We start from the raw sequence: 14,025 nt of genomic DNA on the forward strand, positions 1-14,025 counted from the left end.
CACTGTGTTTATGATGGTGAGGTTGAAGATTATCGGTTATATTTCTCAGACTTAACTGCGAATACGACTTGTGATGTAGTGCTTCAAACGGATGCAACAGCAGGCAGTAACTACGCATTATCGCAATTAGATCCAGCCTCAAATCCAATGGCATTTTCATCATTATCGTCGCCAATTTCTATTTCTGGTCATCCTACCATTTCTGATATTAGTAGCCTTGGTTTCAATCGCATACTAGGGTTATTTTATGGTACTTTTTACAGCGGCGGTAATGCCTACCTGTTTAATACTGATCGCAATGGTAATTCATTTATTGGTCTGGATTCAATAACAGCTAATGGCGCACAATCAATAACGCATTCCACCCATGGTGCGATTGCCTTTGCTGATGGTGAGGCTCTGGCATCAACGGTTGGAGGTAACGTCATTGGTAGCGTGACAATGGGAGATATTTCAACGGATGGATTATATCTTTACGCATCTTCACCAACCTTAAAAGGGCTGATAAAAATAGCATTAGCATCGGGTAAGTTTGATGTTATTCCATTGTCTCAATATCTACATGATGGTGATATTGCTGTTAATACTGAAATAGATACGATTTATAGTACAAAAATGACTACGGGTAAGTTATCGTCGATTACAACCCAAGGTATTGTTACTGAATATAACATTAATTATAGTGGTGGTTTATTCCCACAAGATAATAGCGGAGCAGCAATTTCGGGCGGCTTGATCGCTGATAAAAGTTATAATATTTACGCATTTGTTAATAATGGTGATCATGATACTAACCAAGATGGCAGTTATGATTTAATGAATAAGTCGGCTGTGTATAAAATAAATGTATTAACCAAAAAAATGACCTTTTTTGCCGAAGGGCAAGATATTAATATTGTTGATCAAGATATTGCGGGTTGTTATTACTCACAAGATTATGGTGATGCGATTATCTCTTATGGTATTGCAGGACATGGTTATAACGATATAGCCAGTAATGGTAATCAAGACCTCGCTTTAGGTAGTTCATGGGACAGTGAATTAAGCACGAAAGAAAGTATTGCCGCAGATACCGATCCTGAAGATGATGGAGTTAATGTTCCTGCATCAATTACCGTGGGTATTCCTGCTCAGATTGCCGTGACAGTGCCTGCTAGAACAGGTTTCTTAAATGTCTTTGTTGATCTTAATGGTGATGGTGACTTTAATGATAATGATGAACATATTGAGAACGATAAAGCCATTAGTTTACTGACAACAAACCTTGAAATAACTATTGATCCGGTACAAACAGATTCTTATAACGGTGATAGTATAATGCGTTTCCGTATTTGTAGCGCGGCTGGTGAGTGTAATAGTGCTGCTAGTATCGCTGCTGATGGTGAGGTCGAAGATTATCAATTTAGATTGATTAATCAGATTGTATTAAACGGTACTGTATTTGAAGACAATGCTCTCGGGACAGCTCTTGCAGCACATGATGGTGTTATGGATGGTAATGAAACTGGCATTGCAGGCTTTACTGTAAAGGCTCTGTTTAATGGTTCTGTCGCCGCTGCTGGCTTTAATCCTGGTGATGTTGTTGCAACTGATATTAGTAGTGGTTCAGGGCTATATAGTCTGATTATTCCTGTTATTCTTGCCGGTGAAAATCTTATGCTTGATGTGGTTTCTCAAGCAAAATGGATTGATATTAGTGAAAATAACGGTGGTCATGCACAAGTTACAGGTGGTGCAGTAACAGATAGCCAGATGATCGTGATTGCATCAGCAGGTGATAATCTTAAAAATATCAACTTTGGTAAAGTGCAACAACCAGTAATGAATCCCGATAATTACTCCGAAGTTGAACCAGGTAAAAAGATTGTTTTCCATCATAATTTTAAAGTCAATACGAGTGGTAGTGTGACATTTTCTATTGTAGATAAGGTTGTGGCCCCTGCAAATAGTAATTGGAGTACAGTGCTGAAGCATAATATAGATTGTGATGATCAATTAAATAACGATCAGACTATTCTTAATAGTATTAATGTTGATGCTGATACTAATAAAGAAGTTTGCTTAGTTGCACACGTTTTTATTCCCGCAAATGCATCATTAAATAGTTTATTTAATTACAATATTAAAGCGGTAATGGTGTTTGACGATACTGCCTCAACAGGTCATGGTATTGTCAACACGGTGATTGATTCAGATACAGTACGTGCTGTTTTCTCTGGCGCAGGAACACTGAAACTAGAGAAAAAAGTCGCGAATATAACCAATGCTAATGGCAATGACATTAGTAACAGTGCTAAACCTGGTGAAGTTATTGAATATACTGTTATTTTTACCAATACAGGTAGTGGTGATATTAAAGAAGTCATGATTTTAGATACCGTACCACAACATACTTCACTCAGTAGCGCGATTAATTGTAGCAGTGGTACTATTCCATCAGGGTTATCGTGTAGCTTTATACCTGTTGCACCGTTGAATGCTATTGGTTATCAAGGCGGTGTTAAATGGATCTTAACCGGAACGTTAAGGCCCGGTGAAAGTGGCAATGTTGTATATAGAGTCAATATTGACTAAGTAATAATTGTTTTTAAAGTAGGAGAGTTTTTTCTCTCCTACTTTTTATTAAGATATTACTTAATTCATACTTTTATATACCGCAATAGCCCCACAAATAAAGCACAGCGTTAATGCGCCATAGCGAATGGTTTCTTTTGGCAGTGATTGTGTGGTTTTTAGTGCCAACCAATATCCTGCCCATGCTGCAGGCAATAAAGGTAATGTTAGCCATAGCTTTTCAATATTTAAAAAGCCAACAGGTATCAATGTGATAAGGGAGATTATGGAGCTAAAAACAAAAAATGCAGATAAATTAGCACGTAACTGATTCGCTTCTTGATGTTGTAACAAAATAGCCATTGGCGGCCCACCAATAGCTGAACTGGTACCAAATAATCCAGAGAAAAACCCCGCAAAAACCATTCTTATCGGTGTAGGTTCAATTCTAAAAGGCATAATGCTAATAAAAACGGCCAGTAATACTAATAAGCCGACCCATAACGATAATGTCTGTGCTGATACAAAAACAAGTAATGTCGCTCCTGCAATAGAACCTGGAATACGGCCAATGATTGCCATTTTTAATCCTCCGAGCTCAATAGACGAACGATATTTTCGGCTATTGAGTAATGAGATGAATAAGGCAACAAGGCAGATAGGTGCCGGTACATACTGAGGTGCAATAATAATAAGAATAGGAGCCGAAATAATCGCAAGTCCAAACCCGATTGCTGTCTGAACAAAAGATCCTAAAAAGATCATAATAATGGCAAGCAACGTCGTTGATTCGATGATCATGGTAGTATTCTTATTAAAGGAGTAATAAAGTGATCGCAAAGTAATATTATTGGCGGGAAATGTAAATGATGATGTACTTTAAAAGTTAATTGTCTGCCATTAAAGTGAGTTGGGAACGTTTATTGCTAAGCCACAAAATTGAGCTTTATTGATACAACCAACTTGTAATTGAATATTACTCAGCCATTGTTGTTGATTAATTGCAGGCCATGCCACTGATACTTGCCGCTCATCTGCTTGATAGGTGATAGTGTAATCTGCTGCGGTAAGCCCTTCAATCATGAAAAAACCATCGGCATCTATTTTATAAGTCAGCTGATGTTGAGTGCTATTGTTGAGAAAAGTAATAGTGGCATTTGTATGGCCATCAAAATTTGTAATATAGCCATCAACGCCAAAAACGCGATCTAAACTAACAATAACATTGGTGATACCTCCTTTTTGAGTATTAATTAACAACGGGTTATATTGTGGCTGCAAATTAATATCAATGGTTGCTGGGTTTAATGTTAATGCGACATTATCAGCAATAGCCACACCTTCTAATTCAAACATACCATCAGCATTAGATGTTGCCTGTTTACGATAGACACTAAGATTAACATTTGGAATTGGAGTCCCAGTATGGTCGACAATTTGTCCTCTAATGGTCGCATAACCATAATCATTGGGATTTATCGACGAGAGTTGCCAGTTTTTTGTTTTTGAAAGCTTTAATCCATAACTATAACGGGCTAATAGCGATATTGAGTTAAGTGTGACATTTGTTGTTAGTTTTAAGGCTGGGTTTACTTCAAGCGCAAAAGAGGCTGATGCCGTCAGATTTTTTCTATAAGACGCATTGAGGCTATAACTACTTTGATTTGAAGTAATAATGGATGGGAAAAAGCAATTATTACATTGGTAACGATAGTTAGCGTTATAAGAAAGTGTATTATTTTGAGGTGATCTTAATAGGTTTAACTCTAATGCTTCAGACGCATTTTTTATGTAATTAACCGTCAGCGCATATTCCGTATAAGGGACTTTACTCGCACGACTATCATTGACCGAAAATGCCGCAGATAACATTGAATTGAGTTGAGAGCGAATAGTCGCATTAGTATTAAGATGCTCATTATTGTAAATAGCATTAATCGTTAATGATGCCAAACTATTATAATATCGATATTCGAGCTGGCTAAATTGTTCATTATTATTGGTAGTAAATAAATTAGAGCGATTATAATTAAATTTCAAATAGTGATTAGCATTAAGATTGAAGTCTATTTCAGCTAAAATGTCATTTCGAGGAGTTATCCAAGCGAGAGTCATACCGATATTAGGAGTTGGGATGGCGCGAAAACCGACAGTAAAATCTGTTGTTAAATCTGAGTGGAAAGCACTGATCCCTAAAGTAAGATTGTCTTGTATACCATAACTAAAACGCGCTCGTTTACGTTGTATGTTGTCGATTTCTCCTTGAATTGAATACGCAAAACGACCTTGTTTTAAAACAGATTCTGATGTGTTAGCAATATGAATTTGGGTATCAACTATTTGACCAATACCAATCCGTTCTTTAAAATTTACCATATCACCGGGCATTACTGAAAAACCATCAACAATATATCGGCCTGAATTATTTGCTTGAACGGTTTTAATAAAAATACCATTAACATATATATCAACATATGCATCAGCGAGTGTGTTTCTTTCATCATAAAAATGACCTTCACCGTCACTTTCATAATTGGTCAGGCTATAGCCATTTTTAGTGTGATAAATGCTATTGGTCATTGATTCAGAAATGACAATATCGCCAATGGTTAAACTGGCATCTGTAATCAGGTTTTCATAGAAGTAGCGATAATAGGTGAGGATATCATCTGTATTTGATTGCATTGATATATCGATAAATTGGTGGTTGCTACGAAAAAAAAATCGCTAGCTACCTCTGCGTGTAATTGTTGTGCAAGATATTGAGTCGTTAGTGATAATCGACTTTGGATCATTGTCGTATTGGTGGGTTGGGTTCGTGGTTGAGCATTTTGGCTTTTTATTTTCTCCGCTTTTTCTATTGAAAGAGTACGAGCGAGATCGATACTTTTTTGAATATCTGTAGGTGAAAGATGGTGTGTTTGTATTTTTAATATATAGCTATCAGCGTCCCAATAAACATTTGCGTTAAAACAAGCGGCAATATCTTGCCAATGTAACCAATATTGATTCTCTATATGTTGAAGAGTTATTGGATGTTTCTTTTTATTCGATGTTGTATAGCAAATACGTTGTTTGAAGTTAATCGTAGTTTGATGATCATCTGGTTTTAAAGTAACAAAATAATGGCAGCGTGTATCATTACATTTCTCTTCAAGTCCATAAAGTAACGGTAATAAAGTTGATATGTTTAAATAAGGTGTTTCATTTTCAACAAAGACCCTAAAAAATGAGTCATAGCGCTCATTAGTTTGAATTTCAATAAATACTTCTGATAATTTTTCTGCGTATAATGATGAAGAGAAAATAATCAGAAATAGGAGGCTATAAACAGATTTTTTGTTGTTCATCATTAATCTTAATGGTTGTTTTTCCATTATAAGCAATATCGAGATTGGATTGACGAAGAAGAATTAATTGTTTATATACACTATCATTCAATAATTCTATTTTCTGCTGGTAGCGTGAGTTATTAATGATTTTAAGTTTATTTTTGCTACATTGAATAATAGGTTTTGGCGGTGAGTTTCGACCTTTCTTTTGATAATAAATAGGCACTGATGAATTAACGAGCATAGTAAGGTCAAATGATATTGATTCACTATTATTTTCAGTGGAATTTACTTTTTTTATGACTTCTTGCGTGAATTTTAAATGTGTACGATATTCACCTTTTTCATAATTAGTTGGTAAGTCAGCAATACGTAATCTGACAATTTTCCGTTCATTCGGCATTAGTTTACTAATAACGGGAGGAGAAACACGAAGAAAAGGCGTAAGATCTTCCATTTTCTGACTAATACTACTATGTCGCGTTTGATATTTCGCCATCGGAGATGCAATAAAAGAGGGTGAAATTCGCACTCGAATAGGTTTTTTCCCCGTATTTGAGACGAGAAATTTTTGAGTGGTATTTGCTTCTGCTGTAATCACTCTTAATGGCGCTATTTTCATATTGGCCATTGAGTGGTGGGAGAAAAACAGAATGAGTATTAATAATTTATACATTGTCACTCCTTTTTATTTTATATACTCCGCATGTAATGTTAGTGAAGTAATAAACTCTCCACTTTTCATACTTGCTGGTATACTAATTGTTCCATCAATACTTAGTTTTTTTGAGTAGCCTTTAGCGTTGATAAAAACTAATCCCTTAGAATTAAAACCATCTCTATATGTTATATTTTTAATGAAAATATTATTTTTAGTGTTTTTTAGTGTGTCAATTTTAACGTGAGAATTTGGTTTCCCTTTTAATTTAAAACTAAAGCTTCCACTCTCAATATTATTTTTAGAAAATTTGACCTGTTGTAAGTACTGACTTTCCACAACCGTAATTATAATATTTTCTTGTTCAATAAATTCAAGAGCAAAAACATTGGTACTTATAAAAAGAAAAACAAATAAAGATCTACTGATAGACAACGGTAACATTAAACGACCCTGTGTAATTACCATCGGTGAGTGCACCTGTCGCATTATCAATATCTGCAGTACCACCGGCTTTCACTTCTGTAGCACCGTTTAAAACGATTGATGCGTTGTTGAGGTTAATACCGATAACAGGGATCGTTTTTGTTCCATCAACTGTATGAGTTAACGTTGTTGTTGCTTCTGTTGAAACATCAGCAGTTAAACCATCATGACCTGTTACTGTAAACGCTGCTGCACCGCCATCAGTTGTGGCGATAATCACATCTGTTGTTCGATCTGAGAATATAGTACCAAAATCTAATGAGCTGGTTTGTGAAATAGATAGCGGTGGAATTATCTCAATGGTTGCTTGAATACTTCCTATTTCAGCTTGTGCTAATGATGGCATTATTGCTAATGTAACAAAAGCTAATTTCCTGATCGATTTATGCATAATATATCCTCTTGTTTAATTTTTTACCCTATTTAAAGTTAGTCGATGAAATTATGAAACTCAATGAATTGGCCGTGATATGAAAGAATAAAAATAGTGCATGATGGGAATTAAAACTTCTTTTTTTTCAAATATTTATTTTATTGGTGGGTTTTATTAAGTGAAATAAATAGAATATTCTTATCTTTGAGAAAATAGTTATTGTAACGTTATCGGCGAAACAATAATCATTAAGCAATAAAAACAGTGAAAACATTATTTATATTGCTTATCTTATGACTAATAGCAGCGTTATTTTTCTATTATTTTTTCTATGAAATGAATGTAGATTATTAATATCATGTTGATACTAAATAAATGTAATAAATATTCTGCATCTTTAGTGTTTGATAATGTTTCACTAAACAGCATAATGGCTGTGACGACAAATGATGAAATGGTAGCTCTTATTAGCCATGGTCGATGTTTATTGATAAGAGATTCTTTATTAATAATCGATATGATTATCAATAGAAAGGGTAGGCACTGTAATACTATAATAATTGGAAATAGAATATTAAAAAAAGGCGTGAAAAATAGATGACCTATTCGACTATTATCCCAATGACCAACAATGTGATCATGCCAACCATTCCAAGTTAAACCGTAATAGGCTGTTTTAGGGTGAATTATACCTAAAAAAATACCAACTATTTTATCAAGAAAACCATTTTTTAACCAATATGCAGCCAGAAATAACTGTACAGGAATTATATATAAAGAAAGTTTTTTCATACATTGTTACCATAAAAATAATATAATCTGAATGATAATGAATTATTTGATTGAATATTAATTTAAATACAATGTAAATTGGAATCAATATCACAAAAATGATATTTACGACAAGAGTGGTTTTTTGAGTGAATATGATGCCACTGTATTATTAAGTTTAATTATTTAATTCGTGAATATAATAATTTATACTTTTGTCTTTGATCTGTATTTTCACAAAATAAGATAATAACAAGTGATTACATTTATCGTTGGTAATGGATTCATGAAGCTCTTTCATCCATAAAATTGTGACAATATTGGTAATGTACCTCTGCATATCAACGAATGTTGAAGTCTTGGTTATATTGATACCTTTGATGTAAGGTTAGGTAGGTTAACGGACTCTCAGTTATGGTTACAAAAGTAGGATATACAATATGTCAACTTTAGTGACTTAAAATAGTCAGTAGAGAATATGTATTTGCCACAAGTGAGTGAAAATCACATATTCTCTTTTTATTGTATGTGTTATTTGGATAGTTGGTCTAGAAAAACCAACCCCTGTTTTAAGCCATTAGTGGTTAAGGTGTTATAAAAGCTATCGATATCTGCTAAATATTGGCTTATTGCTAGTTTTTCTTCGCTGTTTTTCGTCATATTTAAAAAGATGAGACATACTGTACCTGTTCGAGAATGGATCACTTGTTCTAGTAATAAAGTCCCGGCTTTTGATGATAATTTGATACCTAAATCTAATGTGTTGTTCGTCATGGCGTGGCTAAAAACAGATAGAAGTTCATTATCAATATCTTCTGCTTGTGAAAATAATGAAGCGAGAAACTTGACGTGCTTAGTTGCGAGTGCTGCGACCATATTCTCCATATTTTCAGCTATCGGGGATTTCTGCCATTGCAACATATCATTCGATGATACGGTTGTTATTTGATTACACGTATTTGCTTTATCTATTGCAGTATCATGATTTGAAATATAAAACATATTAAAGCAATGTTGAATTACCCATTCAAAATTAATTTCAGGTGTAATGATATTCTGCTGTGAAAGAATATTGGCAGTGTCATTTTTGGCTTCACAGTGCAGTGATTGCACCATCAGATACAGTGTAAAAAATATTTTTCCTTGATGAATAGCCTCATGCATACGATCATCGAGTGATGATGACCGTGCTGTTAACTCCGTAAATGTTGCAATTTCTCTCACGGCAGCCTGTATGTGCAGTTCGATACTAATCGTATTATTTAGTCTTGTACTCATTAGCGTATTCCTTTTTCGCTGGTACAGTCTAATTGTGGTACAGATTATTGATTTATGCACATTGGAAACGGTGAACTGTGAATAATGTTCATCTTTTCTTAACGGGGATTTAAGGTAATTGAGCTACAACATTAGTATTTGTAAGGATATACTACAACAAAAATTACAATAATAAGATGTATTGATAATGAATATTACTTATAGCGAAAATCGGCATTTACGGAAATTTTTTCATTTACATGAGCAATATCAATCTGTTATTTACCAAGATGTACGCGAACGTTTACCTCAATTAATCGCGATTCAATCTGCAAAAATAAAGACAGCAAGACAATTACGAAATGATGGTTTGAAAATTTATGAATATAAGATTATTGCAGCTAAAGATGCTGTATTTCGATTAGCTTATACATATTTTAACGATACTATTAACGTTATTTATATTAGTCAAACCATCATTAAGCATCAGTTTTGTAAGTTATTAGAGAAAACAGAACTTGTTGATTAAATTATCCAATGAAATAACGAAGAGGGAATAATAAGCCGTTAAGTCATGTTAACGGCTTATAGATTTATCTCATTGAGTTATCGACGGGTTCAACCCAGAAAACCCCAACTTCTTTTTTGACGACTTTAACCGTCACATCTTTGGCTATTGTTGTATCTGCTTTTATTAACCATTGAATACCGGAATAATTAAAGGTATAGCGTTCTGACGGTAATAAATCTTTTTCTAGTTTAAATGTTATAACGGCAAAATCAGTATTTACATCCGTTTTAGCTGGTTTGTTTTGTAATTTTTTGAATGGCTTCCAGAGTGCAATAGTTAACAGTAACGTTATAATTGCTAACGTTGAAAGTGTACTTATCCAATTAGCATCAATGATGCCTATATAAATTAACCCACTTGTGAGTAGCATAGCAATGCCGAAAAACAGCAATACTAATGTACTGCAACCGAGTATTAGTACTTCAATGATAAGAGCAAGTAAGCCCAATACCAGTAATGTTTGTGAGATATTGCTAAACATACAACACCTTAGTTCTAAGAGTGGTTTTTCTGAGCTTTGTTGATCGAATTAATAATGGATAAACCTTGCGCTACCATCGAGCTTGCATTTGTCGCATCTTCACTTAAAAGTACAACCGATGATTCTTTAGCAATGGCTTTCTTTGCCTCAATCGCTTTAGTGGCTAATTCAAGTTGAATCGCTTTTTGGCCTTGCTCTGTATCAGCAGCTTCACCGATTTTACGTAATGCCTGTGCTTGAGCATCTGCAACGGCTAAAATTGCTGCTGCTTCACCTTCTGCTCTAAGAATTTGTTCTTGTTTATCGGCTTCTGCGGCTAACACTTGCGCTTGTTTTTTACCTTCAGCGACATTGATAGCTGATTGACGATCGCCTTCTGACTCCAGAATTTGTGCTCTTTTTTCACGTTCAGCTTTCATTTGCGCTTCCATTGCTTCCATTACAGAGCTAGGCGGCACAATGTCTTTAATTTCGTATCGTAAAACTTGCACTCCCCAAGGGTCAGAAGCGGTATTAATAGCAGCAACAATATTTGCATTCAACAGATCGCGCTCTTCAAATGTCTTATCTAATTCCATTTTACCTAATTCAGAACGCATGGTAGTTTGCGCGAGTTGAGTGACGGCAAATCTATAATCATCAACACCATAGGTAGCTTTGTAAGGTTCTAGAACTCGAAAATACAGCACGCCATCGACAACAAGGCTAATATTGTCTTTTGTGATAGCAGATTGTGAAGGAACATCGACTGCAGTTTCTTTTAGGCTTCGTTTAGCACCAATACTATCAATAAACGGAATAATGAAATTTAAACCAGCTTCCTTTGTCGATCGGTATTTACCAAACCGTTCAACGAGCCATGCTTCGTTTTGTGGGACAAAGATAATGCTTAATTTAAGCGTAACCACAATAAATATCAGTAGGTATAATTGTGGACTTGTAAGTAAGTTGGTGATGAGATCGAGTGGCATTTATACATTCCTTATGTGTATTCGTTATGATTTTAGTTTATATAATGAACGATGGAAATGCTATCACACTTGTTTCTTATGCTCATCATACGCCGCTGAATTCGTGATCTATAGCTATTGGAAATGTAATTATTGATCTAAATTATAAAAAGAAGAGATATAAATTTGTAATGCTCATATGTGTGTAATTCACAGTATAAACATTACATAAAGGATTTCTGATATGTTTATACTGCTTGTTGCAGAGGCGTGAGAATAAAGTGTTAGCGGTGTTCTAACGGGTATGAACGATAACTCCACATACCATAAATACGAAGCGCATCACGGTATATAGCAAGTAGTTCCTCATCTGAAGGGATGACCAGTTTTGATAAAGGCTTATCGGTAACACTGACACTATCAAAGGTGATACCTCGTGGTCCTATTTTCCAACTAGCAATATCAAACAGTGTTTGACCTCGTCGTACATGGCTACCAGAGCTGACAATCGTTGCATGATCAATTTTATGACGGGCTAACGCATAACTGGTATATAAAGTATTTTCAACCATATTACGCGCATAATTATCTTCAATAATACGTCGCTGAGGGATGCCATTCTTAATAAGCCAATCAGCCATTAATTTGCCTTCAGTTTGATGATTTTTAGGCATACCACCAGTGACAATAATTAATGCTTTCGGTGATTGTTTTGCTAGGGTTAATGTCTTTTTAAGTCGCTGAATAAGAATATTATTCATCGTACCATCAGGATTTAAAGCATAACCTAACGTGATGATAGCGGTATTACCACTATAGGTTTTTTGCGTGGTAGTTTTCAGTGGTATCGCAACAACATGATCAACCGTGTTAATAATATGCTCTATATCAGCCTGACGACCAGGATTGAGTGATGCTAGCTTGGTCATTTGTTCAATTGATGCATCATTATTACCCTTGAAATTGTGCCACACAGCAAGATACGACAGAATATCAATGTCATTAGAAGTAACCGTTTGTGCTTGCGTAAAGAGTGTAATAGCGCGATCAATATTACCATTATATATTTGAGCATTGGCTGCCGATATAAGTAAATCGGTACGGTAGGGTTCAAATTTATAGGCTTGTAATAGACGGGATGTAATAAAATCAAGATTATTTGGTATGTTGGCCGTAAATCCGGTCTGAGATATGCGAGAAGGTGATTGAAAGGCGATAAGAGCATCAGTTAATAATTGATTTACGACTTGGCGTTTAGTTATATATTGATCGATGTCTGTTGATGATGTAATACTTTGTAAGGGAGCCGAAGGATTAGCAAAGGCAACGGTATAGCTCAAGCAAAGTAAGCTACCAATTAAAGTTGAAATTATATTATTCTTCATCGTCATTTAGGCGTTATTGTTTTAATAAAGAATATACTGAATTGAGATGTTCAAGAATGTGATCATTACGTGATATTTATTGTGAAATAATTGTATGTTTTTATGATGTGACCATGATCTCATAAATATTTACATTCGTTTATGCATATGTTTTTCTATCATCATACGGTAACAGCAAGTGCTTATGGATGGGTTGTCGTTGGCAATAATGTTAGCGGATTATTTTTGCCACTATGTAACCAGTAAAGCCCTGTGCTTTCATTTAAGATAAGTTGTAATTGTTTTTGACCTGCAACGACGTAGTCATAACGAATCGCATTATAGCCATATGATTTTGATTTGTTATCGTCATCTAAGAAAGTAAGTGCTTTATTTTTACTTAAATTAGCATTGTCTTGATAAGCCCAATGAAAGGCTTTAGGTGTGATTTTTAATGTGGAAATAAATTGGGATTTTTTATTCATTATCGTTAATGATTCTGCTGAGAGTGATAAAGCTTGATAATGACCTGTTTTTTTACTTGTAATAAAGCTTACTTTTGAATAGTCAAAAACATTTTTTTTATCTGTTGGAGAAATATAAAAATTTGATATTTTAGAGATAATGCCGTAATTACTAATATATGAACGGTAAACAATCGATAAAGGTTCATAGACAGAATCTGAGATCAGACTAACTTTTTCACGAAATATTTTTTTATTATCGATAATGAGATGAGTAAATTTAGTCCATTCATCAGGGGACACTTTATAACTGAAATCAGTCATTGGCTTACATTGATTAGTCCCAGGTGTTACTTGACACCAAGCAATAGAATAAAAGTCATCTGATTTATAAAAATATATTCTTTTATCGGTTATTGTCATTTTTCCATATTTATTTAGTTGTTGTGAGAATATTTTTTTAGTTTTATTTCTTAAATCAAGTTGCTGCTCTAAAGTTTGGCTAATGAAGGTAATGCTATTATTACCAATATTGTCATGTTCAATTAAAAAATGCGTAGGTTCTGTTTGAGGAGGGTACATGTACCATGCACCACTACCCAATAATGTAGACGTAAGGATAATGGCAGAAATAATGGTTTTTTTATTGATCTTACTGATAGTGCTGTTTGATTTTTGTTCGCTTAGGTCAACATGTTCGCGTGTAAATTCACGAATCTGATAGCCAACACGAGGTAATGTTTCAATAACATCGCCTTTAGTTGT

The 14,025-nt window shown here is 34.5% G+C and carries 14 protein-coding genes; 2 read left to right on the forward strand and 12 right to left on the reverse strand.

Translation table 11 applies throughout. The features are described 5' to 3' along the window. The coding region (locus tag BTO21_RS13160; protein WP_170064514.1) for a GEVED domain-containing protein at positions 1 to 2,574 on the forward strand (2,574 nt) is incomplete at its 5' end. Between the two features lie 60 nt (positions 2,575 to 2,634). On the opposite strand, the gene BTO21_RS13165 is transcribed toward BTO21_RS13160, so the two are convergent. The 8 genes from BTO21_RS13165 to BTO21_RS13200 all read right to left on the reverse strand — a co-directional run bounded on the left by BTO21_RS13165 (position 2,635) and on the right by BTO21_RS13200 (position 9,451). Further along, complete coding sequence (locus tag BTO21_RS13165; protein ID WP_045029953.1) at positions 2,635 to 3,354, reverse strand: sulfite exporter TauE/SafE family protein; 720 nt, start codon at positions 3,352 to 3,354, stop codon at positions 2,635 to 2,637. 99 nt (positions 3,355 to 3,453) lie between these two features. Beyond that, positions 3,454 to 5,238: a carboxypeptidase-like regulatory domain-containing protein gene (locus BTO21_RS13170; RefSeq protein WP_105026853.1), complete on the reverse strand. Its 1,785-nt coding sequence runs from the start codon at positions 5,236 to 5,238 to the stop codon at positions 3,454 to 3,456. Next, entirely contained in the window at positions 5,181 to 5,930 is a 750-nt protein-coding gene (locus BTO21_RS13175) for a hypothetical protein (RefSeq protein ID WP_146143660.1), read from the reverse strand. Before BTO21_RS13175 ends, BTO21_RS13170 begins: the two co-directional genes overlap by 58 nt. Next, a complete protein-coding gene (locus tag BTO21_RS13180; protein WP_065193151.1) occupies positions 5,878 to 6,561 on the reverse strand; it encodes a fimbrial biogenesis chaperone in 684 nt (227 codons plus the stop codon). Before BTO21_RS13180 ends, BTO21_RS13175 begins: the two co-directional genes overlap by 53 nt. A gap of 12 nt (positions 6,562 to 6,573) precedes the next feature. Continuing rightward, the gene (locus BTO21_RS13185; protein ID WP_045029946.1) at positions 6,574 to 6,987 is read right to left on the reverse strand and encodes a hypothetical protein; all 414 of its coding nucleotides are present in this window, start codon (positions 6,985 to 6,987) and stop codon (positions 6,574 to 6,576) included. Then, a complete protein-coding gene (locus tag BTO21_RS13190) occupies positions 6,965 to 7,420 on the reverse strand; it encodes a DUF4402 domain-containing protein (RefSeq protein WP_045029945.1) in 456 nt (151 codons plus the stop codon). The genes BTO21_RS13185 and BTO21_RS13190 overlap by 23 nt, the downstream gene beginning before the upstream one ends. A gap of 291 nt (positions 7,421 to 7,711) precedes the next feature. Beyond that, positions 7,712 to 8,194, reverse strand: coding sequence for a hypothetical protein (locus BTO21_RS13195; RefSeq protein ID WP_045029943.1), 483 nt, complete (start codon positions 8,192 to 8,194; stop codon positions 7,712 to 7,714). Positions 8,195 to 8,704: 510 nt separating this feature from the next. Further along, positions 8,705 to 9,451: a hypothetical protein gene (locus BTO21_RS13200; protein ID WP_045029942.1), complete on the reverse strand. Its 747-nt coding sequence runs from the start codon at positions 9,449 to 9,451 to the stop codon at positions 8,705 to 8,707. Positions 9,452 to 9,638: 187 nt separating this feature from the next. Here BTO21_RS13200 and BTO21_RS13205 point away from each other — a divergent pair, with 187 nt between their 5' ends. Next, positions 9,639 to 9,959, forward strand: a complete 321-nt coding sequence (locus BTO21_RS13205) for a hypothetical protein (protein WP_045029940.1) — start codon at positions 9,639 to 9,641, stop codon at positions 9,957 to 9,959. Between the two features lie 64 nt (positions 9,960 to 10,023). On the opposite strand, the gene BTO21_RS13210 is transcribed toward BTO21_RS13205, so the two are convergent. From BTO21_RS13210 to BTO21_RS13225, 4 genes are all read right to left on the reverse strand, one after another. Further along, positions 10,024 to 10,482 carry an NfeD family protein gene (locus BTO21_RS13210; RefSeq protein ID WP_045029939.1) on the reverse strand — a complete coding sequence of 153 codons (459 nt, stop codon included), beginning with the start codon at positions 10,480 to 10,482 and terminating at the stop codon, positions 10,024 to 10,026. A gap of 14 nt (positions 10,483 to 10,496) precedes the next feature. Beyond that, complete coding sequence (locus BTO21_RS13215; protein ID WP_045029937.1) at positions 10,497 to 11,453, reverse strand: SPFH domain-containing protein; 957 nt, start codon at positions 11,451 to 11,453, stop codon at positions 10,497 to 10,499. A 263-nt stretch (positions 11,454 to 11,716) separates the two neighbouring features. Then, positions 11,717 to 12,817 carry a YdcF family protein gene (locus tag BTO21_RS13220; protein ID WP_045029936.1) on the reverse strand — a complete coding sequence of 367 codons (1,101 nt, stop codon included), beginning with the start codon at positions 12,815 to 12,817 and terminating at the stop codon, positions 11,717 to 11,719. A 182-nt stretch (positions 12,818 to 12,999) separates the two neighbouring features. Further along, positions 13,000 to 14,025: transcriptional regulator (locus BTO21_RS13225; RefSeq protein WP_105026855.1), on the reverse strand; the 1,026-nt coding region annotated here is incomplete at its 5' end.

The sequence above is a fragment of the Photobacterium phosphoreum genome (genome assembly GCF_002954725.1).
In the GTDB taxonomy this organism is placed as follows: Bacteria; Pseudomonadota; Gammaproteobacteria; order Enterobacterales; family Vibrionaceae; genus Photobacterium; species Photobacterium phosphoreum.

Coding starts and splice junctions, on each gene's coding strand:
- BTO21_RS13165 (WP_045029953.1), bottom strand. CDS start 3,354: ATGATCATCGAATCAACGACGTTGCTTGCCATTATTATGATCTTTTTA.
- BTO21_RS13170 (WP_105026853.1), bottom strand. CDS start 5,238: ATGCAATCAAATACAGATGATATCCTCACCTATTATCGCTACTTCTAT.
- BTO21_RS13175 (WP_146143660.1), bottom strand. CDS start 5,930: ATGGAAAAACAACCATTAAGATTAATGATGAACAACAAAAAATCTGTT.
- BTO21_RS13180 (WP_065193151.1), bottom strand. CDS start 6,561: ATGTATAAATTATTAATACTCATTCTGTTTTTCTCCCACCACTCAATG.
- BTO21_RS13185 (WP_045029946.1), bottom strand. CDS start 6,987: ATGTTACCGTTGTCTATCAGTAGATCTTTATTTGTTTTTCTTTTTATA.
- BTO21_RS13190 (WP_045029945.1), bottom strand. CDS start 7,420: ATGCATAAATCGATCAGGAAATTAGCTTTTGTTACATTAGCAATAATG.
- BTO21_RS13195 (WP_045029943.1), bottom strand. CDS start 8,194: ATGAAAAAACTTTCTTTATATATAATTCCTGTACAGTTATTTCTGGCT.
- BTO21_RS13200 (WP_045029942.1), bottom strand. CDS start 9,451: ATGAGTACAAGACTAAATAATACGATTAGTATCGAACTGCACATACAG.
- BTO21_RS13205 (WP_045029940.1), top strand. CDS start 9,639: ATGAATATTACTTATAGCGAAAATCGGCATTTACGGAAATTTTTTCAT.
- BTO21_RS13210 (WP_045029939.1), bottom strand. CDS start 10,482: ATGTTTAGCAATATCTCACAAACATTACTGGTATTGGGCTTACTTGCT.
- BTO21_RS13215 (WP_045029937.1), bottom strand. CDS start 11,453: ATGCCACTCGATCTCATCACCAACTTACTTACAAGTCCACAATTATAC.
- BTO21_RS13220 (WP_045029936.1), bottom strand. CDS start 12,817: ATGAAGAATAATATAATTTCAACTTTAATTGGTAGCTTACTTTGCTTG.